The 23,854-nt window shown below is 36.4% G+C and carries 22 protein-coding genes; 12 read left to right on the top strand and 10 right to left on the bottom strand.

The features are described 5' to 3' along the window. Nucleotides 1-5 precede the first annotated feature (5 nt). Together ACVWYN_RS04880 and ACVWYN_RS04875 are read left to right on the top strand one after the other, a co-directional pair. Nucleotides 6-1,160 (top strand): prolipoprotein diacylglyceryl transferase, encoded by a 1,155-nt coding sequence (locus ACVWYN_RS04880; protein WP_457287710.1) that lies wholly within the window; start codon nucleotides 6-8, stop codon nucleotides 1,158-1,160. A gap of 10 nt (nucleotides 1,161-1,170) precedes the next feature. Beyond that, a complete protein-coding gene (locus ACVWYN_RS04875) occupies nucleotides 1,171-1,965 on the top strand; it encodes an inositol monophosphatase family protein (RefSeq protein ID WP_457287709.1) in 795 nt (264 codons plus the stop codon). Here ACVWYN_RS04875 and ACVWYN_RS04870 read toward each other — a convergent pair. From ACVWYN_RS04870 to ACVWYN_RS04860, 3 genes are all read right to left on the bottom strand, one after another. Next, the gene (locus tag ACVWYN_RS04870; protein ID WP_457287708.1) at nucleotides 1,962-2,513 is read right to left on the bottom strand and encodes a NifU family protein; all 552 of its coding nucleotides are present in this window, start codon (nucleotides 2,511-2,513) and stop codon (nucleotides 1,962-1,964) included. The two genes, ACVWYN_RS04875 and ACVWYN_RS04870, sit on opposite strands and share 4 nt — an antisense overlap. A 98-nt stretch (nucleotides 2,514-2,611) precedes the next feature. Further along, nucleotides 2,612-3,958 (bottom strand): adenylosuccinate lyase, encoded by a 1,347-nt coding sequence (purB, locus tag ACVWYN_RS04865; RefSeq protein ID WP_457287707.1) that lies wholly within the window; start codon nucleotides 3,956-3,958, stop codon nucleotides 2,612-2,614. Between the two features lie 176 nt (nucleotides 3,959-4,134). Next, the gene (locus ACVWYN_RS04860) at nucleotides 4,135-4,341 is read right to left on the bottom strand and encodes a hypothetical protein (RefSeq protein ID WP_457287706.1); all 207 of its coding nucleotides are present in this window, start codon (nucleotides 4,339-4,341) and stop codon (nucleotides 4,135-4,137) included. Nucleotides 4,342-4,899: 558 nt separating this feature from the next. Between ACVWYN_RS04860 and ACVWYN_RS04855 the strand changes: the two genes are divergently transcribed. The 4 genes from ACVWYN_RS04855 to ACVWYN_RS04840 all read left to right on the top strand — a co-directional run bounded on the left by ACVWYN_RS04855 (nucleotide 4,900) and on the right by ACVWYN_RS04840 (nucleotide 8,298). After that, nucleotides 4,900-5,466 carry an RNA polymerase sigma factor gene (locus ACVWYN_RS04855; RefSeq protein ID WP_457287705.1) on the top strand — a complete coding sequence of 189 codons (567 nt, stop codon included), beginning with the start codon at nucleotides 4,900-4,902 and terminating at the stop codon, nucleotides 5,464-5,466. A 4-nt stretch (nucleotides 5,467-5,470) separates the two neighbouring features. After that, nucleotides 5,471-6,562, top strand: a complete 1,092-nt coding sequence (locus tag ACVWYN_RS04850; RefSeq protein WP_457287704.1) for a S1C family serine protease — start codon at nucleotides 5,471-5,473, stop codon at nucleotides 6,560-6,562. 86 nt (nucleotides 6,563-6,648) lie between these two features. Continuing rightward, nucleotides 6,649-7,590, top strand: coding sequence for a DUF72 domain-containing protein (locus ACVWYN_RS04845; RefSeq protein ID WP_457287703.1), 942 nt, complete (start codon nucleotides 6,649-6,651; stop codon nucleotides 7,588-7,590). A gap of 72 nt (nucleotides 7,591-7,662) precedes the next feature. After that, entirely contained in the window at nucleotides 7,663-8,298 is a 636-nt protein-coding gene (locus ACVWYN_RS04840; protein ID WP_457287702.1) for a peroxiredoxin, read from the top strand. 47 nt (nucleotides 8,299-8,345) lie between these two features. Here ACVWYN_RS04840 and ACVWYN_RS04835 read toward each other — a convergent pair whose 3' ends face one another. The 5 genes from ACVWYN_RS04835 to ACVWYN_RS04815 all read right to left on the bottom strand — a co-directional run bounded on the left by ACVWYN_RS04835 (nucleotide 8,346) and on the right by ACVWYN_RS04815 (nucleotide 15,036). Further along, nucleotides 8,346-11,345 carry a glycosyltransferase family 117 protein gene (locus ACVWYN_RS04835; RefSeq protein ID WP_457287701.1) on the bottom strand — a complete coding sequence of 1,000 codons (3,000 nt, stop codon included), beginning with the start codon at nucleotides 11,343-11,345 and terminating at the stop codon, nucleotides 8,346-8,348. 95 nt (nucleotides 11,346-11,440) lie between these two features. Continuing rightward, entirely contained in the window at nucleotides 11,441-12,619 is a 1,179-nt protein-coding gene (locus ACVWYN_RS04830) for a hypothetical protein (protein ID WP_457287700.1), read from the bottom strand. Further along, nucleotides 12,616-13,884, bottom strand: coding sequence for an aspartate kinase (locus tag ACVWYN_RS04825; protein ID WP_457287699.1), 1,269 nt, complete (start codon nucleotides 13,882-13,884; stop codon nucleotides 12,616-12,618). The genes ACVWYN_RS04830 and ACVWYN_RS04825 overlap by 4 nt, the downstream gene beginning before the upstream one ends. Nucleotide 13,885: 1 nt before the next feature. Continuing rightward, nucleotides 13,886-14,350, bottom strand: coding sequence for an N-acetyltransferase family protein (locus tag ACVWYN_RS04820; protein ID WP_457287698.1), 465 nt, complete (start codon nucleotides 14,348-14,350; stop codon nucleotides 13,886-13,888). After that, entirely contained in the window at nucleotides 14,347-15,036 is a 690-nt protein-coding gene (locus ACVWYN_RS04815; RefSeq protein ID WP_457287697.1) for a YggS family pyridoxal phosphate-dependent enzyme, read from the bottom strand. Before ACVWYN_RS04815 ends, ACVWYN_RS04820 begins: the two co-directional genes overlap by 4 nt. A 70-nt stretch (nucleotides 15,037-15,106) precedes the next feature. Here ACVWYN_RS04815 and ACVWYN_RS04810 point away from each other — a divergent pair, with 70 nt between their 5' ends. Genes ACVWYN_RS04810 through ACVWYN_RS04795 form a run of 4 tightly spaced genes read left to right on the top strand, consistent with a single transcriptional unit; the run spans nucleotide 15,107 to nucleotide 19,433 of the window. Further along, nucleotides 15,107-15,679 (top strand): DUF4296 domain-containing protein, encoded by a 573-nt coding sequence (locus tag ACVWYN_RS04810; RefSeq protein ID WP_457287696.1) that lies wholly within the window; start codon nucleotides 15,107-15,109, stop codon nucleotides 15,677-15,679. 1 nt (nucleotide 15,680) lies between these two features. Next, nucleotides 15,681-18,050, top strand: a complete 2,370-nt coding sequence (locus ACVWYN_RS04805) for an endonuclease MutS2 (protein ID WP_457287695.1) — start codon at nucleotides 15,681-15,683, stop codon at nucleotides 18,048-18,050. 14 nt (nucleotides 18,051-18,064) lie between these two features. Further along, a complete protein-coding gene (locus ACVWYN_RS04800; RefSeq protein ID WP_457287694.1) occupies nucleotides 18,065-18,766 on the top strand; it encodes a CoA transferase subunit A in 702 nt (233 codons plus the stop codon). Nucleotides 18,767-18,773: 7 nt separating this feature from the next. Continuing rightward, complete coding sequence (locus ACVWYN_RS04795) at nucleotides 18,774-19,433, top strand: 3-oxoacid CoA-transferase subunit B (RefSeq protein WP_457287693.1); 660 nt, start codon at nucleotides 18,774-18,776, stop codon at nucleotides 19,431-19,433. A gap of 4 nt (nucleotides 19,434-19,437) precedes the next feature. On the opposite strand, the gene ACVWYN_RS04790 is transcribed toward ACVWYN_RS04795, so the two are convergent. Next, a complete protein-coding gene (locus ACVWYN_RS04790) occupies nucleotides 19,438-20,085 on the bottom strand; it encodes a uridine kinase family protein (RefSeq protein ID WP_457287692.1) in 648 nt (215 codons plus the stop codon). Then, entirely contained in the window at nucleotides 20,072-21,235 is a 1,164-nt protein-coding gene (locus ACVWYN_RS04785) for a LysM peptidoglycan-binding domain-containing protein (RefSeq protein ID WP_457287691.1), read from the bottom strand. The genes ACVWYN_RS04790 and ACVWYN_RS04785 overlap by 14 nt, the downstream gene beginning before the upstream one ends. A 211-nt stretch (nucleotides 21,236-21,446) precedes the next feature. Here ACVWYN_RS04785 and ACVWYN_RS04780 point away from each other — a divergent pair, with 211 nt between their 5' ends. After that, nucleotides 21,447-21,926: a Dps family protein gene (locus ACVWYN_RS04780; RefSeq protein WP_457288364.1), complete on the top strand. Its 480-nt coding sequence runs from the start codon at nucleotides 21,447-21,449 to the stop codon at nucleotides 21,924-21,926. Between the two features lie 83 nt (nucleotides 21,927-22,009). Then, nucleotides 22,010-23,830, top strand: a complete 1,821-nt coding sequence (locus ACVWYN_RS04775; protein WP_457287690.1) for a UbiD family decarboxylase — start codon at nucleotides 22,010-22,012, stop codon at nucleotides 23,828-23,830. Nucleotides 23,831-23,854 lie beyond the last annotated feature (24 nt).

The following is a 23,854-nucleotide window of genomic DNA, read 5'->3' as shown; positions in this document are numbered from 1 at the left end:
TCTGTATGTTTCCAACTGTATCTCACTTTCTAGAATATCTTTTTGGTGTACAAGTACCGCTGCCATTCAATACGTTTGGGGTATTTGTAGCATTGGCTTTTATTGCGGGCTATTGGGCCTTTACAAAAGAATTTAAAAGGAAGGAGGCACTTGGAATTTTGCATCCTGTGAAGAAATCTGTTGTAGTTGGTTTGCCTGCAACAACTGCAGAGTTGATCGGCAATGCCATATTTGGTTTCTTAATCGGGTATAAACTGGTACATGCTCTTTTAAATTATAAATTATTTGTTAATGACGCGCAAACTGTGCTGCTATCATTGAATGGTAATTTTATAGGCGGATTGGCATTTGCGGCCTTATTTGTTTACTGGGATTATAAAGAGAAGAACGCCCATAAGTTACCTAAACCAAAAACTGTAGAAGTAATACAGCATCCTTATGAATTGATGGGTACATTAATAGTTTGGGCGGCAGTTTGGGGCTTTCTAGGTGCAAAAATCTTTGATAACCTGGAACATTGGGATTCATTTATACAGGATCCAATTGGCGGCCTTCTTTCTTTTAGTGGTCTTACTTTTTACGGCGGCTTAATTTGCGGTGGCGCTGCGGTGTTGTATTTAGCGAATAAGAATGGTGTAAAGCCATTGCACATGTTGGATATTGGTGGTCCTGGAATGATGCTTGCCTATAGTGTTGGCCGTATAGGATGTCATTTGTCTGGCGATGGCGACTGGGGAATTCCAAACTTAAATCCAAAGCCAATTTCATGGCTTCCAGACTGGCTTTGGGCTTATACTTATCCAAATAATGTAGCTAATGAAGGGGAACCTATCGCAAACTGTGTAGGTAAATTCTGTAGGGAACTCGTTCAGCCGGTGTATCCTACATCTATGTATGAGGTGATTGTTTGTTTCTTGCTTTTTCTTGTGCTTTGGAAGATCCGTGATTATATTAAATCTCCAGGTATGATGTTTGGTATCTATTTGATGATGAATGGCGTAGAGCGCTTCTGTGTTGAATTAGTTAGGGTAAATAGTAAATACACTGTTGCTGGTATTCATTTTACCCAGGCAGAATTGATTTCTTCTTTGCTTTTCCTGTCTGGCTTAATGCTGGTGTGGAATGCAATGAGAAATAGGGACGAACTGAAAAACTACTAATTAAAAGGCTTTGGATTACGAACTATTGTGTCAAAAGGTAATAGCCACCTGCAGGCTAACCGGTAATTTTATAAGAAAGGAATCTTTAAGTTTTGATGCTAAAGCAATTGAATTTAAAGGATTAAATGATCTGGTGTCTTATGTTGACAAGCAAGCTGAAAGGCAGTTGGTTAGAAATCTTTCCAAAATATTTCCTGAAGCTGGATTCACCACTGAAGAAGAAACCATTAATACCCGAGGGGAAATTTATAATTGGATTATTGATCCACTTGACGGGACTACTAATTTTATTCACGGCATCCCTACCTATGCCATTAGCATCGCACTTTATGAATATGACAAGCCTGTAATTGGAGTTGTTTATGAGATCAATAGGGGAGAGATGTTCTCCGCTTACAAGGGTGGTAAGGCTTACTTGAACAATAAAGAGATTAGTGTTTCTAGTCGCGAGTCTTTATCTGAATGCCTATTGGCAACTGGGTTTCCATATTACCAATTCGAAAAACAAGCGCAATATATGCAAGTGTTTGCTGAGATGATGCAAAAGTGTCATGGGTTGAGGCGTATTGGATCTGCAGCCGTAGATTTAGTATACGTTGCATGTGGCAGGTTTGACGCCTTCTTTGAATATAACTTAAATTCCTGGGACATAGCTGCTGGGGCATATATTGTTGAGCAGGCAGGAGGTAAGATAATGAATTTTGGTGGAGGTCAGGAATTTATTGAGAAAAGAGAAATATTAGCAACGAACGGAAGAATAGATGATGAGGTCCTTGAAATAATTGAGAATCACTTTAATACCTAAAGTGATTCTGATACTACCTCTTTAACTTCAGGAACCATTCTTTGTAATAAATTTTGAATACCTGATTTTAATGTAATTGTTGAAGACGGACACCCACTGCATGACCCTCTTAGCTCAACAGTAACAATACCATCATCAAATGATTTATAACTTATGGCACCACCATCCTGTTCAACGGCAGGACGAACATAATCGTGCAAGATTTGCTGAATTTTTATTTCTAAATCTGATCCCTCAAATGCAGGAGCATCTTCGCCAGTTTCTTCTTTAATTTTGTACTCTGACTCCACAGCACCTTTTACAAACTCCTTGAGTATTGGTTCGATATCTGCCCAATCAGCATCCTCAGTTTTGGTTACTGTTACAAAATTGCTGGCAAAAAAGACTCCGTTAACGAAACTAAATTTAAACAGCTCCTTTGCAAATGGTGAGTGTTCTGCTGACTCCCGAGTTGCAAAGTCTTCACTTCCATTGATCAATAATTTATTGACCATGAATTTCATAGTTGCAGGGTTGGGTGTTTGTTCTGTATATACGTTAATAGTCATTATCTTAATATTTGATACAAAATTAAATAATTAAGCGAACCATTTATAGCAGTAGGTGTCTGTTTTAGGTCATTTAACAAGAATCATTCTACCTAATGCTAATAGACACCCGTATAGTTGAATGGCGTAATATTCTTCAATTCTTGTTTTAGTTGATCATTAATTGTTAAACCATCGATAAACTCTGACATTGTTAGTGCTGTAATCTTCTGATTAGTGCGTGTTAAATCCTTGAGGGCTTCATAAGGATTAGGATAAGCCTCTCTTCTCAGAACGGTTTGAATGGCTTCAGCAACAACGGCCCAATTGTTATCTAGATCTGCATTGATAGCTTCCTCATTTAAAAGTAATTTGTTGAGTCCTTTTAAAGTAGAACTTATTGCAATTATAGTATGAGCCATAGGGACACCCACATTTCTGAGTACAGTGGAGTCGGTGAGATCTCTTTGAAGTCGGCTGATTGGTAATTTTGCTGCGAAAAATTCAAATGAAGCGTTTGCAATTCCCGCATTTCCTTCAGCATTTTCAAAATCTATAGGGTTTACTTTATGCGGCATAGCAGAAGAACCAATTTCCCCTTCCTTTATCTTTTGCTTGAAATAGTTTTTAGATATATACGCCCAGATATCTCGGTCCAAATCAATAATGATGTTGTTAATGCGTTTAAGTGCATCACATTGTGCAGCAAACTGATCATAGTGTTCTATTTGCGTGGTGTGCTGGGCGCGATCTAATCCTAGAATAGTATTGACAAAATGATTTGAAAAATCTATCCAATTAATTGCAGGGTATGCGATGTGATGTGCGTTAAAATTACCAGTTGCACCACCAAATTTTGCACTATTAGGTATATTTTTAAGGTTCCTAAGTTGAATTTCCAAACGCTCGGCAAATACTACAAACTCCTTTCCCAATTTGGTGGGAGAAGCAGGCTGGCCATGGGTATGAGCGAGTAAGGGTATATCTTTCCACCCAGCAGCCAATTCAGTAATCCTTGAAATCAGGGCTTCAATTTGTGGGTAATAGATGTTATTTAGAGCGAGTTTAAAACTATAAGGAATGGCCGTATTATTGATGTCTTGAGAAGTTAGTCCGAAATGGATAAACTCTTTATATTTCTGTAAACCAAGACTATCAAATTGCTTTTTTACGAAATATTCTACAGCCTTAACGTCATGATTGGTAACCTTTTCAGTATCTTTTACTTCCTGAGCATCTGATTCACTAAAAGATTCGTGTATTGATCTTAGTTTTAGGTAAGTTGATCTGTCAAAATCAATTAAGCCAGGTAGCTTTGCTTTACAAAGTGCTATGAAATATTCTATTTCTACAAATACTCTATATTTAATTAAAGCATATTCAGAAAAATAGGCGGAGAGTTCTTGAGTTGTATTTCTGTAACGGCCATCAATTGGAGAGATGGCTTGCAGGGGTGATAAGTTCATGAAATTAACTGTTTTAACAAGAACAAATGTAATATTTTTTAGCTGAAAGGGAGGACGGAACTAGGTAGCCGGTAAGACTTTTTTAAAATATAGGGTATGATTCATTTTTTGACAAAAAAAAGAGTGTACCTAACATGTTAAGGTACACTCTTTTAATTAGGCTAATTTAGCTAAAGTTACATTTTCTTAGTTGAATCAGTTTTAACTGTTACAGTAGTGTCTTTTACAGTTGAATCAGTAACTGTAGTATCAACAGTAGTAGTTACAGCTGTAGAATCAGTCATTGTAGTATCTGTAGATGAACCCTTTTTTTCTGAGTTACAAGCTGCTACTGATAAAGAAATTGCTAAAGCTAAAAAGCCAAATTTAAATGCGTTTTTCATTGTAATTCTATTTTATATAATTAATTAATTTTACAGATTAATACCATAAAGTTTAAAAGGTAACCCATTTGTTTTAAAAAAAATTATTCCCCGTATATTTCAAAAAGAGAATGTTGTTTCTTTCTTGTCCATATGTAGTGGCAAGCCTGAAATAATACTTGTATAGCTTCTTTATATTTTATTGATCGCGTTTTATATGGCTTATACACGAAAAAGTCCTATTTCTGGGTCTTTTCGGCCTTCTAGGGGTATGTTCTGGGTGAATACACCGAGCCAACAGCCATCAAACACCGAGAACACACCCATTAAACAGCCATTTTTATGCATTTCATATCGAACGCATCCTTTTTGAATATTGGTGAGTTTTAGACCTCCCAGCGCAAATGGATGTTATGAAATACTAGGAATTAGCACTAATTTTTTAGTTAACATCACTTTAAAAATAAAATAAATGGTAAGGGTTATCGAGAAGGACAATGAAGTATTAATATACAATTGATAAAAAGTATTTTTTTTCGTTATTATTGGGTTACCATTCACGTTTAAATGTATTAATTGGTGAGTAATAAGTTAAGCAGTTCAGTTCCAACAGATAGAGAGGTTGTTTTAGGAATCTTAAACAACTCTGATGATGCGCTAAATAAACTCTACATTGGTTATTTTCCCATGGTTTTGCAGTTTATATTGAATAATAACGGTGATGAGGATGATGCGAAAGACGTATATCAGGAGGGAATCATCGTTTTATACAATAAAATAAAGAGCGGAGATTTTGAGTTAAGCAGTAAACTAAAAACATATATTTATTCAGTTTGCAGACGTATTTGGTTAAAGAAGCTTGCGCAGCAAAGTAGAAAAACTAATAATATTGCAGATTTTGAAGACGTACTCTCTGAAGATATTGATGTTGAAGATCATGGACAAAAGGAAGAGCAATTTAATAAGATGCATTCGGCTTTAATCCATCTGGGAGAACCCTGCAAAACAATTATTCAGGATTTTTATATAAACAACTTATCCATGCAGGATATTTCTGAAAAGTTTGGCTATACAAATACGGACAATGCTAAAACACAGAAATACAAATGCCTGCAACGGTTAAAAAAATTATTTTTTCAGTCATAAGACGATGAAGAACGAGATGGATTTAGAAAGTATAATCGAAGATTACCTTAATGGTAAACTTAATGAGGCCGAATTGAAAGCTTTTGAGCAACTCAGGCTTAATGACTCAACTGTGGATCATAAAGTGGTTACGCATCACATTTTTCTAGAGTCATTAAAAAGTTATGGTGAAACTATAGAGCTTAAGTCTAAAATGGCTGAGGCACATTTAGATATCGATGTTGATGGTTTGAGCAGAAAGCTCGGTCCGCATCCATCCTTTATTGTAAATATATGGCGTAAAAACCGCGCTGCCATTGCAGTAGCTGCTTCTTTTATATTTTTAAGCATGATTATGTTGTATTCTATACAACAAAATACAGAGCAGATTGGAAGTGTTGAGCTGGTAAAAAGAGATTTAGCCAAAATAAAGAATTCGCAGAATAGCCTGATTAGAAAAATCAATTCAACTGCTGTAATAACAAAAAATTTAAAGCCTGCTAATTTTGGTGGAACTGGTTTTGCTTTAACTACTAACGGATATATTCTTACCAATCTTCATGTAGTTGATGGTGCAGATTCTGTATATGTTCAAGATAGGCAGGGTAACCAATATCGTGTTAAAATCGATAAAAGGGATACCCAATATGATTTAGCTATTTTAAAAATAGTTGATGAATCATTTAAATTACCTAATCTTCCTTATAGGTTAAAACAAAATGCAGTTGGTATTGGCGAAGATGTTTATACGCTGGGTTTTCCTAAAGATGATGCTGTTTACGCCAAGGGGTATGTGAGTTCTAAAACTGGTTACAGTGGTAATGATTCTACTCAATATCAGGTATCAATAGACGTTAATCCTGGTAATAGTGGGGGTCCTCTGCTGGATCAAAATGGAAATGTAATTGGTGTTATTACCGCTAAACTAAATCAAGTTGACGGTGCTACATTTGCGGTTAAATCTAGATATATCCGTGAAATATTGAATATGATTCCTAATGATTCATTAGGAAGTCAGGCTAAATTTACTAAAAGGAATTCTCTTCAAGGGTTAACCAAAAACAGACAGGCTGAAAAAATGCAGGACTTTGTATTTATGGTTAAGGTGTATAAATAGGATATGCTTGCTTATTATAAGTAATCAAAATTTTCAAACCCCTAAACAAATTGTAAGTTTAGGGGTTCTTTATTTTATAGCATATTATGGATTTTGGAAAAGTACCGGGTGAATTATTGCCAAGTATAGATTTTAGGTTACCACCCGATGGTGCGCAGACTTCAAAGACATTAACTGGTTTAAAGGCTGTTGATACAGATTTTTATGTTGGTTGTGCAAAATGGGGAAGAAAGGAGTGGGTCAACATGATCTATCCAGCAAAGACTAAAGAAGCTAATTTTCTGAATGAATATGTTAAGCACTTTAATTCAATTGAGTTAAACGCCGTTTTCTACAGTATTCCTAAGGCAGATCTTATCCAAAAGTGGAAACAAAAGGCTGATGAAAATGCAGTAAAAGGTTTTGTGTTTTGTCCGAAATTTTCCAGGACCATTAGCCATATTAAACGTTTGAAGGATGCAGAACTGCCAACAGACTTATATTTGGCTAGTATTTATGAATTTGGAAAATATCTTGGACCTTGTTTCCTACAGCTGGGAGACAATTTCTCTCCTGCTAATTTTGAGGTGTTGGAGAACTACCTGAGGTTATTGCCACAGGATTTAAAGGTATTTGTTGAGGTTAGGCACCTGAGTTGGTTTTCTGATGAATCTGTTAGAGCCAGGTTTTTTGAAATGCTGGCAAAGTGGAATAAAGGAGCAATTATAACAGATTCCAGTGGTAGAAGAGATTGTGTGCATATGGAGCTCACTATCCCGGAAATTTTTATACGTTTTGTTGGTAACGGAATGGAGCATCAGGCTTCAGATTTTGCCCGAATTGATGAATGGGCGACCAGAATAAAGCTATGGTTGGATAAGGGACTTACTAAAGTCTACTTCTTTTTGCATCAGCATGATGAGAAGGATACACCTATTTTAGCTAATTATACAATTAAGCAGTTTAACAAATATTTCGGGGCATCCATTCCTGAAATCAATATTTTAGGGGACGATGAAGATATTACAAATCAAGGAGAATTATTTTAGATAGTATACTTAAATTGTAGACATTATTTTTTACTTTGAACGCGTTATTATTTACAACTAAAATATACAATTATGAGTTTAAGAATAGGGGACGCTGCGCCCAATTTTAAAGCACAAACTTCAATCGGTGAAATTGACTTCTACGAATACTTAGGCGACAGCTGGGGTGTTTTATTTTCGCATCCTGCGGATTATACTCCAGTTTGTACAACAGAGCTTGGCCGTACTGCATCTTTAAAAGGAGAGTTTGATAAGAGAGATGTGAAAGTTTTGGCATTAAGCGTAGACTCTGCAGAGTCTCACAAGGGATGGATCAAAGATATTAACGAGACACAAAATACTAACGTTGAATTCCCTATTATTGCAGATGAGGATAAGAAGATTGCGGATTTATATGATATGATTCATCCAAATGCTTCTGAAACTTTAACAGTACGCTCATTATTTGTTATTTCTCCTGATAAAAAAGTTAAGTTGATGTTAACCTATCCGGCTTCCACGGGACGTAATTTTAATGAGGTGCTAAGGGTGATTGATTCTCTGCAATTGACTGCTAAATATAGTGTTGCCACGCCAGCCGATTGGACAGATGGGGATGACGTTGTAGTTATGAATAGCATAAAAACGGAAGATATTCCAGCTAAATTTCCAAAAGGACATAAGGTGATTAAGCCTTATCTTAGAACTACACCTCAGCCGAATAAATAATTTGACATTAAAAGGGCCATCGTAAGATAGCCCTTTTAAATTCTATGTTAAACAAACTTGCTATGTATCCTTTGCAAAGTTTCCTTAATTGACTTATTAAGGTCTGTCTGCTTCCTATCGGCTGTTATCCGATCCAGATTGCCAAGAATCGACAAACCCAATTGTATATCCCTTCCGTAGTAATTCCATTCTTTAGGATCTAAAGATGCAATATAAATCAACTCCTGATCCAGAAATGTATTGATTTGTTTTGTGATAATATTAGCTCTTGCTGTTTCATTAACTTGATAAAGATTCTGGACCGTGTACATTCTGATTAAGGTATCCTCAATTGAATAGAATTTTGCAGGCAGTTGATCAACAGCTTTTACCAATAGGTTTTTCGCCTCAATTTTTTTATCAGATAGGATGAGGTTAGCTGCGAGATTGTTAATGAACTTATAAGTTCCTGACGCAATTCTCCTGCTTTCAGGATCTAAATATTTAGCAGATCGGAATCCACTGAAATCGAACTTGTTCATGATGTTGCTGTACATCACCGTAGAATTGGTTTGTAATTCTTTATCAAGTTCTTTATCTGGTGTTGATGGTGCTTTTAAAGGTAAGAGTCTAAATGCATAGCCTTCAAGATATAGGTATTTCTCCAGGCCAACATAACTATCGGATGATATACTTGTACCAAAATAAATGGGTCTTTTCCAATTATTATGTACTAGAATATCAAATATTGCCAGATCAGATTTAAGAACCTTATCTTCTTTATATGTCCATTCCATTTGAGGAGTAATTTGCTCTTGGTCTGACTTGCTAACTGTATTTGTATTTAGAACCTGATCCTTATCAATAGTCAATTTTAATTTTTTGGTAGGGAGTAGGTTCTCATAACTTCCTCCCATCATTGCAACTTTATCCTGTTGATTATCTGAAGTCAAAACAGCTAAAATATCTGATAATTCCACACTATCTGTAAATCCATAATCTACATACGGCGACCAGTCGCGGACTCCTTTAATGTATTTTGAAGACGGAACCATGATGGGTAAAGCTTCTGAATTACCAACTTTTTGTTTCATTTGATCAATATAGTTGCCATCAGACAAATATTGAATGTTAACTACCCTTACATCGGTTCGATAGTTTTCAACTTCCTGTACATACCATAATGGGAACGTATCATTATCGGCATTGGTAAATAATATAGCATTAGGTGCACAGGAGTTTAAATAGTTCTTTGCCCATTCTAAGGCGGTTGTTTTACCAGATCTATTGTGTTCATCCCAACCCTCATGTGCCATGAGCATAGGCACGGCAATTATTGTTGCCGAAACGGCTATTGCAAAACTCATTCTAGGAGCATTCAACTTGGCAGATACTTCTTTAATTGCAAGCAGTCCCAAGCCTATAAAGATGGAAAATGCGTAGAATGAGCCAACGTAAGCATAATCTCGTTCTCTTACCTGTAGTGGGTCTTGATTTAAGTAAACTATAATGGCTAAACCGGTAAAAACAAATAATGCGGATAATGTTATCAAATCTTTCGGGCTTCTTTTGTATAAGAAAAATAAACCTGCAATTCCTAAAATCAGCGGCAACCCGTAAAATTCATTATGACCTTCGTTTGCTGCGATACTTGGTGGAAGTTTATCTTGCTTACCAAAGCGAATTGCATCTAGAGGCTTAATTCCACTAATCCAGTTACCATCATTTGAAAGTCCCATACCCTGAACATCACTTTGCCGACCAACAAAGTTCCAAAAAAAGTATCGCCAATACATATAACCCAGTTGATAAGAGGTAAAGAATTTTAAATTTTGGAAGAAGGTGGGTGTTTGCCCGTCTGAAAGGTGTAGCCATTCTTTATAAAAAGCATCATGTTGGGGCTTATGACTATAGGTTCTTGGAAATAAGAGGTTTTTATCGTACTCAGCTTTAATTAGTTTACCGGCTTCTTCATACCTGTCTTTACCCCTTCGGTAATCAGTTCCAGTCTCATCATATTTCGTAGGCTCAGCATCGAAAGTCTGTCCGTACAATAAAGGTGTTTCACCATAGTTTGTACGCCCTAAATAGTTATAAAGTGATAACGCATTATCAGGATTAGAAAGGTTTAAAGTTGTTTTTGCATTTGCCCTAATGATGATTAGGAAATAAGAACTAAATCCTAACAGGACAAAGGACAAACAGACAACAGACAGATTTAAATAGTATTTCTTTTGTTTTATGGAGTAATATAGCGCATAAGATACTAATCCTGCTAACAATAGGAGGAATACGGTAGCCCCTGAGCCAAAAACCATACCCAACGTATTCACAAAAAAGATGTCAAATTTGGCCGCTAATAGCACGAAATACTGAATGATGATAAATTGGACTGTAATCCAGATGAGGCCAGCAATTGCAACTGCTTTGAGTACACCAATAAGATTCGGTTGTTTAGTTTTTTTGAAGTAGTAGACAAGAACGATTGCAGGTATGGCTAATAAACTAAGCAAATGCACGCCAATAGAAAGACCTACAATAAAGGCGATAAGGACAAGCCACTTGTCGTTCAAATTTTCTTCCCACCTAAGGATTGCCCAGAAAACTACCGAGGTAAATAAAATAGATAGCGAATATACTTCTGCTTCCACAGCAGAGAACCAAAAGGTATCTGAAAAAGTAAACGATAAAGCTCCGATAATTCCTGCGGTGATTACCCATAATCCATTTAAGGCACTTTCTTTGGGCTTCAAAACCTTCGCAGCGAAACGTGTGATTGTCCAGTACAGGAACATAATAGTTGCAGCACTGAAGAGTACAGAACTAAAATTCATCCAGTATGCAATTTTTCCACTATTGCCCATTGATAAAAGAGAGAATAACTTACCTATCATTAGAAATAACGGTGCACCAGGCTGATGGCCTACCTGTAACTTGTAGGCCGCTGCAATAAATTCTCCACAATCCCAGAAACTTACAGTGGATTCCATTGTGAGCCAGTAAATAAATGTAGCTGTGGCAAAGAGCGCACATCCAACCCAATTGTTGAGTTTGTGATAGTTGATCATAATTTGGTTAAAATTTAGGTTAACCAAAAATAACTAAAAGATTGAATGTTAACTTTTTAGAAATGTTAAAGAGTGTTAAAGAATGTTAAATGGAATTAATAATGTTGAATGATATCTGCTTCAATAACTATAAAACCATCTTTTTTGCTGTAGGTAAATATTAGGAACTTGGTTAAATCTGATTTGATCTTATATCTTTTAATTATCGATTCTGCTTTATCTCTGTAATTTCTAACGATAACATTTCCTTTTAGGTCTTTTTCTTTTTTAAAACTTCCCGAAGTAAGAATCCTGTTAATTTTAAATATTCTGCCTGGAAATTCATGATTAGCGGTAACTCCGCTATAAAGTTGCGTTTGAATATCTAGTTTTTTAATGTTGTATCGCTCTGCAATTAAATTGAATGCACCAGATTTTAAAAGGGCAACATCTGGCTCGTATAAATATCCGATGGGGGTGGTTTCTAAAATTTGCGTTTGTGGCTGATCACCAAATGTAAACGAGAATGATTTTTGGGCCTCGTTGAGGGTAATTGCAACTACTTTTACTGGACCAATATGTTTATCTTCCAGAACCCAAAGTAATTCCTTACACTCGTTTTTAACACTTACAATATGTATTTCTACAATGTTTTTAAGCTCAAGCAATCCTGCAGAAATATCTAATAAAGGCGAAGTTTTTATGATGAGTCGACCAGCACTTCCCAACAAAAGATCCAAGTTAGTTACAACATCTGGATTGCATTCTTTCAAAAAGAATACTTTTCCGGATGTGCTACGCCTGGCAGGATCAATATATATAGTATCGAAATACTTCGGGTTTTCTTTCAAGAATTCAATACCATCGATTGGCATGAAAATGGTGTTTTCTTGCTTTAAGATCGAGGCATTATGAGAAGTGATCTCCAGCAGTTCTTCATTGATCTCGCAATGTACGGTGCTTTCTATTTCGCTAGCAAAAAAATAGCCATCCACTCCAAAGCCACCTGTTACATCCAAAAGTGTCTTACCTTTGGCTAATCCAGACTTATATTTTGCAGTTGTTTCAGAAGAGGTCTGTTCTATCGAAAGAGGGGAAGGATAATATATTCCAGCATTATTGAACCACGTGGGCAATTTTTTAGCTGATTTTTTTTTAGCTGAGATTTGATTGGATAATTCTGCAGATTCAATTCCATTTATTGGACTTTTTGCCAAAGCAATCTTATTTACGTCATCTTGGAGATGGGTATTGATATAATCTTGTGCTGCTTTTGATAAAAGCTCCTGATTCAAATGCTTTTGTTTTTCATTACAATCTGACAAGTATTTCTACTTTTTACCTCCAATAAAATATTCTTAAAAGCAGTAACCCGGTCTATGGTCTCCTGGTTGTAGTAGCGGATTGTGACCAGTTCAATTCCAGTGTTATATTTCACTTTATAGTCTTTAGATAAATCCTGAATAAGTTTCTCCATTTTTTTTGCATCATGATCAAAACTTACAGAAAAACTGATTGCTGAGTTGAGCATTGTGTTGATCTTAATTTTGTGATTGTGAAACAGGTTAAAGATCCCACTAAGGTTTTCTTCAATGATGAATGAAAAATCTTTAGGAAAGATAGATATCAGTACCTGATTAACCTTGAAGATGAAAGAGGGTATAGGTAAATGATTTTTAACCCCGGTAATGTCAGTACCCTCAGCATCGGGCTCCAGAAAAGATCTCACATAAAGTGGTATATTTTTGTTTTGGATCGGTTTTATTGTTTTAGGATGGATAATGGTGGCGCCGTAGTACGCCAATTCAATGGCATCGTGATAAGAAAGCTGTGCAATCCGCTCTGTTTCATCGAACCATTTAGGATCTGCATTCAATACGCCTGGTACATCCTTCCAGATGGTAAGGCTATCTGCATTTAATGCTGCACTAAAAATTGCCGCAGAATAATCTGAACCATCTCTGCCAAGGGTTGTCGTAAAGTTTTCGCTGGTGCTACCGATAAACCCCTGAGTTATTCCAATGTGATTTTCAACAATCGGAAGTAATTTTTTTTGTATCTCTAATTCAGTTTTTCCCCAGTTTACTTTACCTTCACGGTATGTATTGTCGGTATGAATATAATTCCTGGCATCCAACCATTTTGCCTTAGTGCCGATAAATTCAAGATATGCAGCAACTATTTTTGTAGAAATGATCTCACCAATTGATACAATTTGATCATATATGTAATCAGGTTTATCAGTTGGTTCCTCGTCTAATAACCATTCAATTTCTACAAAAGAATTACTAATTTCATTATAAATTGGATGACTGTAGTTGGGAAATAGATCGCGAGCGATCTTAAAGTGGAATTCCTTAATTTCATCCAATATCTCATCTGTATTTCCCAAACCTTCTAGATAAGCCGAAGTTAGCTCTTCTAATTTATTGGTAACCTTACCCATAGCTGAAATTACAACCAGTAACTTCTGATCCGGACAGCTATTAATAATTTGAGCAATATTTATAACACCAGAAGCATCTTTTACGGATGCACCACCAAATTTATAGACTCTCATGCTAACCATAGATTTGTTCTTTTGAAAATGACGCATTAAGCCAACCTGCCTCAAAATGCGCATAATATTTATTATAAAAATTAATGGCGGGAGTATTCCAGTCCAACACCTGCCAAACCATTCCATTAAAGTTGCTGTCTTTTGCTTCTTTTACAACGGTATCGAAAAGTAGTTTTCCAATGCCCTTGCCGCGAAACTCTTCCGTTACAATGAAATCTTCGAGGTAAAGTCTGCAACCCTTCCAGGTAGAATACCTGGTATAGTATAAGGCAAAGCCCACTACATAGTTATCTATTTCAGCGACGAATGCTTTCCATACTTTGTTAGGTCCAAAACCTGCATCAATAAATTCATTTAACGACACTGTAACTTCATCAGGTGCCTTTTCGTATATGGCAAGTTCATTGATCAATTCCAGTAGTCTGGAACAGTCTTTTTCTTCTGCCGTTCTTATGTTAACGTTCATTCCGATTTGTAATGTTTTATTACTCTTTTGCCGAAAATATTACTTCCAACCCTTACCATCGTGCTTCCAGCCTCTATTGCAAGTTTATAGTCGCCAGACATTCCCATTGATATTTCTTTGAAATTAGCGTCTTTTCTAAAAAAACTGACCTTAATACCATCGAACAATACCTTTAGTTCGATAAACTCGTCAAGAGTTTGCTTATCTGGTGCATTGTTACTAGCGATCCCCATAAGACCTGTTATTTTAACATTCTTCATATTTTGGTACTCGTCAGATCTCAATAATTCTATAACTTCATCAAAGCCAAGTCCAAACTTGGTTTCTTCATCAGCGATGTAGATTTGAAGAAGGCAATCAATTATTCTATTATTTTTTGCTGCCTGTTTGTTTATCTCAGTAAGCAACTTTAAACTATCTACAGATTGTATTAGTGTTATAAAAGATGCAATGTATTTAACTTTGTTGGTTTGCAAGTGGCCTATCAGGTGCCATTCTATGTCTGTTGGCAGTTGTGCTTGTTTTTCTACAAGTTCCTGTACAATATTCTCGCCGAAAACACGCTGACCAGCATCGTATGCCTCTATAATAGCGCTATTTTCTTGGTATTTTGAAACTGCAATTAATTCTACACCGCTTTGTCCAAGCTCGTTTTTATATTTTAATAAGTTATCTGCTATACTCATTTATCAGTATTTTTGGTAAAAATAACAACCTTGGCGAACTTTGCCGAAGAAATAATGATCTTTTAAATCAATGAAAAGCTATATATATATTCTTTTGTTCATTCTATTTATCTCTGCATGTAAACCCGGGATACCAACAGATATTATTCAGCCAGATGAAATGGCCCTCGTATTGAATGACATACATATTGCTGATGGTCTTATTTCTACTTACCAAACAGACTCTGCTAAAATAATTGCGGCGTCTTTTTACGATGGTATATATCTAAAATTTAAAGTTGATTCTGCAAAGTACTATAAGAGTTTGGATTATTATTTTAAAAATCCTGCTATCATGGATGCTATCTACAAGAAAGTAAATGCAGGTCTGCTAAAACAAAAGTTGAGTATTTTAAAAGTTGATTCTTTAAAAAATGCTGTTGTGATTAAAAAGTCAGACATAAAAAAGGCTGCAGATTCCATTAGAAAGATTGATTCTTTAAATAAAGTGATATTGAACAGAAGGGCAGATTCTATAGCAAGAAGAAGTTCTGTTAAAGGATTGGATTCTGTTAAAAAGGCTGAAGCAAAGAAGAAAAAGAGGAAAAAGAAGAAAGCTAAAACGGCTGTGAATACTAAAAAGTTAAAAGCCGTAAAAGCATAATATGTTATATCCTGAAAATTGTTTAGAACGCCTTGGTTTTAATGAGGTTAGGCAACTTATTCATAAGCATTGCCTAAGTGTAATGGGACAACAAATGGTCGCTAAAATGCAGGTAATGAATAAGTTTGATCAGATTAATAAATTTCTGCGACAAACGCATGAATTTAAAAGTATCCTGCTAAATCAAGAACCACTTCAGATCAGTACTTTTTTCGATATTAAATCTCTAGCTGATAAAATTAAAGTAGAAGGAACATACTTAGTGGAAGATGAGCTGCACCAAATGTATGCATCACTTCAAACTGTATTTTCTGTTCTTCACTTTTTTGAAGAGCGAAAGGAAATTTATCCAAATCTGGAAGCACTATTTGAACACATCCCTGTTGAAAAGGCCATTCTTAAAAAAATTGAAACGATAATTGATCCAAAGGGAAAGATTAAGCCTAATGCTTCTTCAACATTACAACAAATTACAGCTGATATATCAAAAGGAGAACAGGATGTTAGGAAAAGAATGGACTCCATCTATAAACAGGCATTAAGTAACAATTGGGTTGCCGATGGAAGTTTAACAATTAGGGATGGAAGAATGTGCATTCCTGTTTTGGCAGAAAATAAAAGAAAGCTAAGAGGGTTTATACATGATGAATCTGCCAGCGGTCAGACTGTATATATAGAGCCAGAAGAAGTCTTTTCTTTAAATAATAAATTGCGGGATCTTGAATTTGATAAGCGCAGAGAGATTATCAGAATATTAATTGCCCTAACAACAGAACTCAGACCTTATACGCCGTTGTTGTTGTCATACCATGGTTTTCTTACCAAACTTGATTTTGTAAGGGCTAAAGCATTATTTGCCATAGATGTTGAGGCAGACATGCCTATCCTTATTAAGGAAGCGAGAACACGATTGGTTAATGCCACTCATCCACTACTTTATCTTTCGTTTAAGGCTGATAAAAAGACTGTTGTTCCATTGAACATTCAGATCAACGATAATTTGAGGATTGTTTTAGTATCAGGACCAAACGCCGGCGGTAAATCTGTATGCATGAAAACAGTGGGTTTACTTCAATTGATGGTACAATGCGGACTATTAATACCAGTTCACGAATCAAGTGAAGTAGGGGTCTTTGACAACATCTTTGCCGATATCGGTGATGACCAATCTATCGAGAGCGATTTAAGTACCTACAGTGCCCACCTTACAAAGATGAGGTTTTTCGTAGCGCATGCTACACCCAAATCTCTTGTTCTTATTGATGAGTTTGGTACTGGAACAGATCCACAGTTTGGCGGACCAATGGCAGAAGCAGTTCTAGAAGTGTTAAATAATAAAAAGGTTAGGGGAGTGATTACAACTCACTATTCAAACCTTAAGCTTTTTGCCGGCAATACACCCGGCGTGGAAAATGCATCTATGCTATTTGATAACGACAAAATGAAGCCGATGTACGTTTTGGAGGTAGGTAAGCCTGGTAGCTCTTATGCCTTTGAAATTGCACAGAATATTGGGTTACAAAAGGAAGTATTGGAGCTGGCCAGGAAAAAGACAGGTACTAATCAAAACCGTATTGATAGTTTGCTTGTTGATCTGGAGCGAGAAAAGAAGCAAATTTATGATACTAAACTTCATCTGGCTACTCAGCAAAATAAGGTTAAGAATTTAGTTGCTGAGAATGAAGAGTTAAAATTGTTTTTGGATGAAAATAGAAAGATACTGATAAAGGAAGCAAAGCTTGAGGCACAATCTATTATTAAAAATGCCAATAAGCTGGTTGAAAATACAATTGCAGAGATAAAAGAGAAGCAAGCAGATAGAACAGTTACTAAACAGTTGAGGCAAAACCTTCAAAAGGAACTCGTCCAAAATCAGGTTAAGGAAGACAAAAAACCAGAAAAGCCCGTTCATGTAAGTACTGCAATTGAAGTAGGCGATTGGGTTCAGTTAACAAATAGTGAAACTACAGGCCAGGTGATGGAAATTAATAGGGATAACCTGGTAATTGCATTAGGAGATCTTCGATCTGTTTTAAAGAAAAACAGGGTCTATAAGATTAGCAATAAGCAAGCTAAAAAAGTGGTTCAAAATAATTCATTCACTGGAAGTTTATCAGAGGCAATTAGTAGTTTTAATGCTGAACTTGATCTACGAGGCTTTAGGGGTGAAAACGCAATACATGAATTAGAAAAATATTTGGATAAATCAATTATGCTTGGTTTCCCGTTTATTAAAATAATACATGGAAAAGGCGATGGTATTCTAAGAAAACTAATTAGGGAATATTTAAAAAAATATAGTCAGGTTAATCGTATTGAAGATGAACACGCAGATAGGGGTGGAGATGGAATAACTTACGTATATTTCTAAACAAATATTTTATTATGATCAATAAAGTAGTAAAAGATGCTGTTGAAGCGATTGCAGACATAAAGGATGGTGATACCTTAATGTTAGGCGGTTTTGGTCTATGCGGAATACCAGAAAATTTAATAGCAGCACTTGTTGAAAAGGGAGTAAAGCAACTTACTTGTATATCAAATAATGCCGGGGTGGACGATTTTGGAATAGGACTGATGCTAAAAAAACATCAGCTTAAAAAAATGATAGCGTCTTATGTTGGAGAAAATGCTGAATTCGAGCGTCAGTTGTTAAGCGGAGAGCTTGAGGTAGAATTAATACCGCAAGGCACACTAGCTACCAGATGTATGGCTGCGGGTTATGGCATGCCTGCTATTTTTACTCCCGCAGGAGTGGGTACTGAAGTTGCAGATGGGAAAGAATCTCGAAACTTTAATGGAAAAGAATATCTCATGGAATATGCATTTGACGCTGATTTCGCGCTGGTAAAGGCATGGAAAGGCGACACAGCTGGTAACCTCATTTTCAGGTCTACCAGTCGCAATTTCAATCCTATAATGGCAATGGCAGGAAAAATAACTATTGCGGAAGTAGAAGAACTTGTGGAAGTAGGAGAATTAGATCCAGATCATGTCCATACACCTGGCGTGTACATACACCGCATATTTGAGGGCGTAAATTATGAGAAGAGAATTGAACAACGCACAGTAATCAAAAAAAGCTAGTACCAATATGCTTGATAAGAATGGAATTGCGAAGCGCATCGCAAAGGAAATAAAAGATGGTTTTTATGTGAATCTGGGAATAGGCATCCCTACTCTGGTTGCTAATTACATTCCTCAGGGAATCAATATAGTGCTTCAGTCAGAAAACGGCCTTTTGGGTATGGGGCCATTCCCTTTTGAGGGTGAGGAGGATGCCGATCTGATCAATGCTGGTAAACAAACCATTACTACTTTACCTGGGTCTGCCTTTTTCGACTCTGCTATGAGTTTTGGAATGATTAGAAGCCAGAAGATAGATTTAACAATTTTGGGAGCGATGGAAGTTTCTGAAAACGGAGATATAGCCAACTGGAAGATACCAGGTAAAATGGTGAAGGGAATGGGCGGTGCTATGGATCTTGTTGCTTCAGCTAAAAATATTATCGTTGCTATGCAACATGTAAATAAAGCTGGAGAAAGCAAGTTGCTGCCCAACTGTACATTACCACTTACAGGAATCAATTGCATTAAGAAGATTGTAACAGAATTGGCTGTTTTAGATATTTTGCCTAAAGGTGGTTTCAAACTTGTAGAAAGAGCACCCGGCGTTTCAGTAGAATATATCAGGCAATCTACATTAGGTAAGCTTTTTGCAGAAGATAATGTTCCAGAAATGCTGTTGGACTAGTTAGTTATACTTCATTCTCTCCAAGGCGTTCTTTAAAACTAGCAGAGATTTCATCTGTAATTAGGATAATATCTTCGGGGGTATCAAAATTATTGACAACTATTTGATGGCAGTTGTTCTTATAGGGCAATAGAAACTCCTGATAAGCAGGAGCAACATGGTTATGCCACTTGTATAACACATCTTCTTCAGGATAACCTCTTTCCATGCCATCTCTTTTTATTCTTCTGGCCAGTGCTACTTCTTCAGCCGCTTCTATAAAAATTTTATGATCTAGCAAAGCAGCAATTTCCTTAAAGTGTAAGATAAAAAGCCCTTCTACAATAATAATAGGAGCTGGATTTATCTCCAATATTTTAACAACAGCAAGGGGATTATTAAAGTTGTATTCCTTTTTATAGACTACATCCCCTTTAAACAATTTTTTAATGTCGTGAAGAAATTGCTCATCGTCAATAGTGGAAGGAAGGTCAAAATTGTAAAGCTTGTTCTCTTCCTGGGTCATATCACCGGCATGGATGTAGTAATCATCCTGAGAAACCAATGTTACCTCGTCATTTTTAAAATGGTGTAAAAAGCAATTTAAAAAAAAGGTTTTGCCAGATCCACTCCCTCCTGCAATACCAATAATGAAAGGTTTATTTTTGTTCATTCTCTTGTCCGCCGTATGTTATATTGCAATAAAATCTTTTGTCCAGCGCTCCCAATGCGTCGGCAACTGCTTTTGTCATTACAATTATAACATCTTTTGTGGATTCATTCTCGGTAAATTTACCAACAACCTTAGCAAAAGCAGTCCTGTTGCTCATCGGGTTGGTTATTTTCATTACCGTACCAATAGCCGCAGAGCGATGAAGTACAAGCATTTTTGTCGGATCAAGATCCTGATCTGCAATCCAAACAGCAGTACCTTTTTCATCAATCTGGTTCAATCCATACCTGTTTGCAGGTAACCGTAAAGAAGGGTTTTTTAAAGAGGAAGCAGAATCAATTTCGGTGGTGGTAACTGGCGGGATATAGGCCGGCTTTACTGGATACTGACCTTTTATCAGCAACTTCTGGCCAATTGTTAGGGAGTTATCCTTCAGGTTGTTTTTTGCTTTTAACTGATCCATCGTCAGCTTATATTTAGTAGCTATAGAGTACATCGTTTCGTTCCCTGCCACGGTATGCTCTATAAAGTCCTCTGTGTTACTTTTGGGTACAGGTATTTTTAATTCTTCGGCGGGCTTTTGATAGGTCCTGACTTCTACAGACTTCTCAGGAATAACTACAGGCTTCTCAGGGATAGCTGCCACAACATCAGTCTTTTCCTCTGGGGCATTTGTTGCCGGTATTTTTAAGATCTGACCAATTTGCAAATTGATACCCTTCAGGTTATTGATCCTTTTGATCTCGTTTACTGTAGTACCATACTTTTCGGCAAGCATATTTAAGTTTTCCTTTTTCTGAACAGCATGCTCAATTAGATTTCCAACTGCAGTATCCGTAACAATTGGCAAATCGTTGGTAGCCTTTTGGGATGCCAAAACAGTAGCTGGGCTGTTAAACGGAATATTGGTTGGCACCTTAATGATCACTCCAATTTGAAGGAACTTATTGTCATTAAATGTCATAATGTCTTTAGGAACAACATTATATCTTCTACCTATAGAGTAATAAGTGTCTTTCGCAACAATTTGATGTACGATAAGTTTCTTTCCGTTATTGTTTTCAACCCCAATAGAATCTCTTGTAGAAGCTTGTGATGCGCTGGCAGTACAAAAAATAGCGAAAACAGATACATTAAAATATTTATACATTAATTTCTAGTAAAATGATCAGTTGGCAATAATACGAATAAATAAAAATATCAGTGGTTGGTAATGCGTGTTTAACATACGTGATACATTAAAACGAACATAAGATCTTACTATTGTATAAAGACAATAGATTTTTCAAACCATTGTGCGTTTAAAATGTTTTATAACTACATGTACTTCCCTCATGGGAAACAAAATACTAAATATTATTATGGACGCAAAAGAAATAAGTTTAAACGAGAAAGAAGTAAAGCCAGTAGTTGATCTGCTTAATGAATATTTAGCAAATTACCACATTCATTACCAGAAGTTAAGAGGCTGTCACTGGAATATAAAAGGACAAAATTTCTTCACCTTACACATCAAGTTTGAAGAGTTGTACACCAATGCCCAATTAACAATTGACGAGATTGCTGAGCGTGTTTTAACACTGGGTAAACCACCCCATAGCCGTTTTGCTGATTATATCGCTGAAAGCGAAATTAAAGAAATTAATACCATTGGATTAAACGATTTGGCAATGGTTGATGCTGTTCTGGATGATATGGCTATACTTATACAAATTGAACGCGATTTAATGGAAGCTTCAGATAAGGCTGGAGATGATGGTACCAATGATATGGTAAATAAGTTCATGCAGTTCAAAGAAAAAACAACATGGATGCTTCGTTCATTTGCAGGCAAAAAGTAGTCTTTTCCAAATAAAATAATTAGAATCGTCATGCTGAAATAAATTCGGGATGGCGATTTTTCTTTTAATACCTTTGAAGCAGCATGGGATATAAAAGTTTAGCTGAATGTGTTACAGACCTTGAAAATCATGGTCACCTGATAAGAATAAAGGAAGAAGTTGATCCTTATCTTGAAATGGCAGCAATTCATCTAAGGGTTTACGAAGAACAGGGACCAGCACTTTTTTTTGAGAAGATAAAAGGAACCAAGTTTCCTGCTGTATCCAATCTATTTGGAACACTAGAAAGATCCAGGTTTATGTTTCGTGATAGTCTTCCGAAAGTAGAACAGCTTGTAAATTTGAGGTCTGATCCCATGAAGGCTTTAAAAAATCCTTTAAAGTTACCAGGCCTCGGCTTAAGTGCCCTAACTGCCCTTCCCCTTAAACAAGGTCTTTTTAAACAAGCATTTAAAAAGACTACCATTAGTGAATTGCCGCAAATTGTAAACTGGCCAATGGATGGAGGTCCCTTTATAACCATGCCGCAAGTATATACTGAAGATCCAGATAAGTCGGGTATTCTAAATGCCAATCTCGGTATGTACAGGATTCAGCTTGCTGGAAATGACTACTTATTAAATGAAGAAATAGGATTGCACTACCAAATACATCGTGGAATAGGCGTACACCAATCTAAAGCGAATGCAAAAGGACTACCACTTAAGGTGAGTATATTTGTAGGTGGGCCGCCATCGCACCCTCTTGCAGCGGTTATGCCGCTTCCTGAAGGACTGTCTGAGATGACATTTGCAGGTGCACTTGGTAACCGAAGGTTTAGATACTTTTATGATGAGGAAGGCTTTTGCATTTCTGCTGATGCAGATTTTGTTATTACTGGAACTGTGTATCCTCAGCAAACAAAGCCTGAGGGCCCATTTGGTGATCACTTAGGTTATTATAGCTTAACACATCCTTTTCCCGTGATGAAGGTTCACAATGTATACCACCGGGAGGATGCCATTTGGTCGTTCACTGTAGTGGGCAGACCACCACAGGAAGACACTAGCTTTGGTGCATTGATCCACGAAATAACAGGTTCAGCCCTACCAAAAGAGATTCATGGATTAAAAGAAGTTAATGCGGTAGACGCAGCAGGAGTACATCCACTGCTTTTTGCTATAGGTAGCGAGCGTTATACGCCATATTTGAAAGAACGCAGGCCACAGGAAATCCTAACCATAGCAAACCACATCTTAGGAAAGAATCAACTCAGTTTAGCTAAATACTTATTTATTGCCGCACAAGAAGATGATAAAAGATTAAATACTAATGATCTTTCTAATTTTTTACAACACATTCTTTCTCGTATAGACCTGAAAAGGGATTTACATTTCCACACCCAAACTACAATAGATACACTAGATTATAGCGGGGAGGGCTTAAATAGCGGGTCTAAGGTTGTGTTCGCTGCCGCAGGTGAAATTAAGCGTGTTCTGGCGACAGCTATCAAATGGGATAACCTAACTAGTGAATTTTATAAGCCAACCTTAGTCATCCCCGGAATAGTAGCTCTAAGTGGAAAACCATACACCAATGCTGCAATTGCAAAAAATGAAATTGATGCTTTAAGTACTACGCTTAAAACGCAAGATTTAAATGGGATTATGATTGTTGTTCTTTGTGATGATGCAGAGTTTGTAGCTAAAAATATTAACAATCTAATATGGGTAACTTTTACAAGAAGCAATCCTGCTACAGATATTTATGGTGTTGATGAATTTATCAAAGACAAGCATTGGGGTTGCGTCGGGCCACTAATCATCGATGCACGCAAAAAGCCACATCATGCGCCAGAACTTATTAAAGATGAAGCAGTAGAAAAGCGGGTAGATATAATTATGCAAAAGAGGGAAAGCATTTAAGCAATCCCTCTCCAACAAAAAATA

This window comes from Pedobacter sp. UYP24, from assembly GCF_054057295.1.
The sequence above is the reverse complement of the archived record's forward strand: the minus strand, read 5'-3'. Positions and strand labels throughout refer to the sequence as shown.

What these genes read in the sequence shown, in the direction of transcription:
- ACVWYN_RS04775 (WP_457287690.1), top strand. Translation starts at nt 22,010, where the DNA reads ATGGGATATAAAAGTTTAGCTGAATGTGTTACAGACCTTGAAAATCAT.
- ACVWYN_RS04815 (WP_457287697.1), bottom strand. Translation starts at nt 15,036, where the DNA reads ATGAGTATAGCAGATAACTTATTAAAATATAAAAACGAGCTTGGACAA.
- ACVWYN_RS04785 (WP_457287691.1), bottom strand. Translation starts at nt 21,235, where the DNA reads ATGTATAAATATTTTAATGTATCTGTTTTCGCTATTTTTTGTACTGCC.
- ACVWYN_RS04860 (WP_457287706.1), bottom strand. Translation starts at nt 4,341, where the DNA reads ATGAAAAACGCATTTAAATTTGGCTTTTTAGCTTTAGCAATTTCTTTA.
- ACVWYN_RS04800 (WP_457287694.1), top strand. Translation starts at nt 18,065, where the DNA reads ATGATCAATAAAGTAGTAAAAGATGCTGTTGAAGCGATTGCAGACATA.
- ACVWYN_RS04845 (WP_457287703.1), top strand. Translation starts at nt 6,649, where the DNA reads ATGGATTTTGGAAAAGTACCGGGTGAATTATTGCCAAGTATAGATTTT.
- ACVWYN_RS04850 (WP_457287704.1), top strand. Translation starts at nt 5,471, where the DNA reads ATGAAGAACGAGATGGATTTAGAAAGTATAATCGAAGATTACCTTAAT.
- ACVWYN_RS04805 (WP_457287695.1), top strand. Translation starts at nt 15,681, where the DNA reads ATGTTATATCCTGAAAATTGTTTAGAACGCCTTGGTTTTAATGAGGTT.
- ACVWYN_RS04820 (WP_457287698.1), bottom strand. Translation starts at nt 14,350, where the DNA reads ATGAACGTTAACATAAGAACGGCAGAAGAAAAAGACTGTTCCAGACTA.
- ACVWYN_RS04780 (WP_457288364.1), top strand. Translation starts at nt 21,447, where the DNA reads ATGGACGCAAAAGAAATAAGTTTAAACGAGAAAGAAGTAAAGCCAGTA.
- ACVWYN_RS04795 (WP_457287693.1), top strand. Translation starts at nt 18,774, where the DNA reads ATGCTTGATAAGAATGGAATTGCGAAGCGCATCGCAAAGGAAATAAAA.
- ACVWYN_RS04880 (WP_457287710.1), top strand. Translation starts at nt 6, where the DNA reads ATGTTTCCAACTGTATCTCACTTTCTAGAATATCTTTTTGGTGTACAA.
- ACVWYN_RS04870 (WP_457287708.1), bottom strand. Translation starts at nt 2,513, where the DNA reads ATGACTATTAACGTATATACAGAACAAACACCCAACCCTGCAACTATG.
- purB (WP_457287707.1), bottom strand. Translation starts at nt 3,958, where the DNA reads ATGAACTTATCACCCCTGCAAGCCATCTCTCCAATTGATGGCCGTTAC.
- ACVWYN_RS04810 (WP_457287696.1), top strand. Translation starts at nt 15,107, where the DNA reads ATGAAAAGCTATATATATATTCTTTTGTTCATTCTATTTATCTCTGCA.
- ACVWYN_RS04835 (WP_457287701.1), bottom strand. Translation starts at nt 11,345, where the DNA reads ATGATCAACTATCACAAACTCAACAATTGGGTTGGATGTGCGCTCTTT.
- ACVWYN_RS04840 (WP_457287702.1), top strand. Translation starts at nt 7,663, where the DNA reads ATGAGTTTAAGAATAGGGGACGCTGCGCCCAATTTTAAAGCACAAACT.
- ACVWYN_RS04790 (WP_457287692.1), bottom strand. Translation starts at nt 20,085, where the DNA reads ATGAACAAAAATAAACCTTTCATTATTGGTATTGCAGGAGGGAGTGGA.
- ACVWYN_RS04825 (WP_457287699.1), bottom strand. Translation starts at nt 13,884, where the DNA reads ATGAGAGTCTATAAATTTGGTGGTGCATCCGTAAAAGATGCTTCTGGT.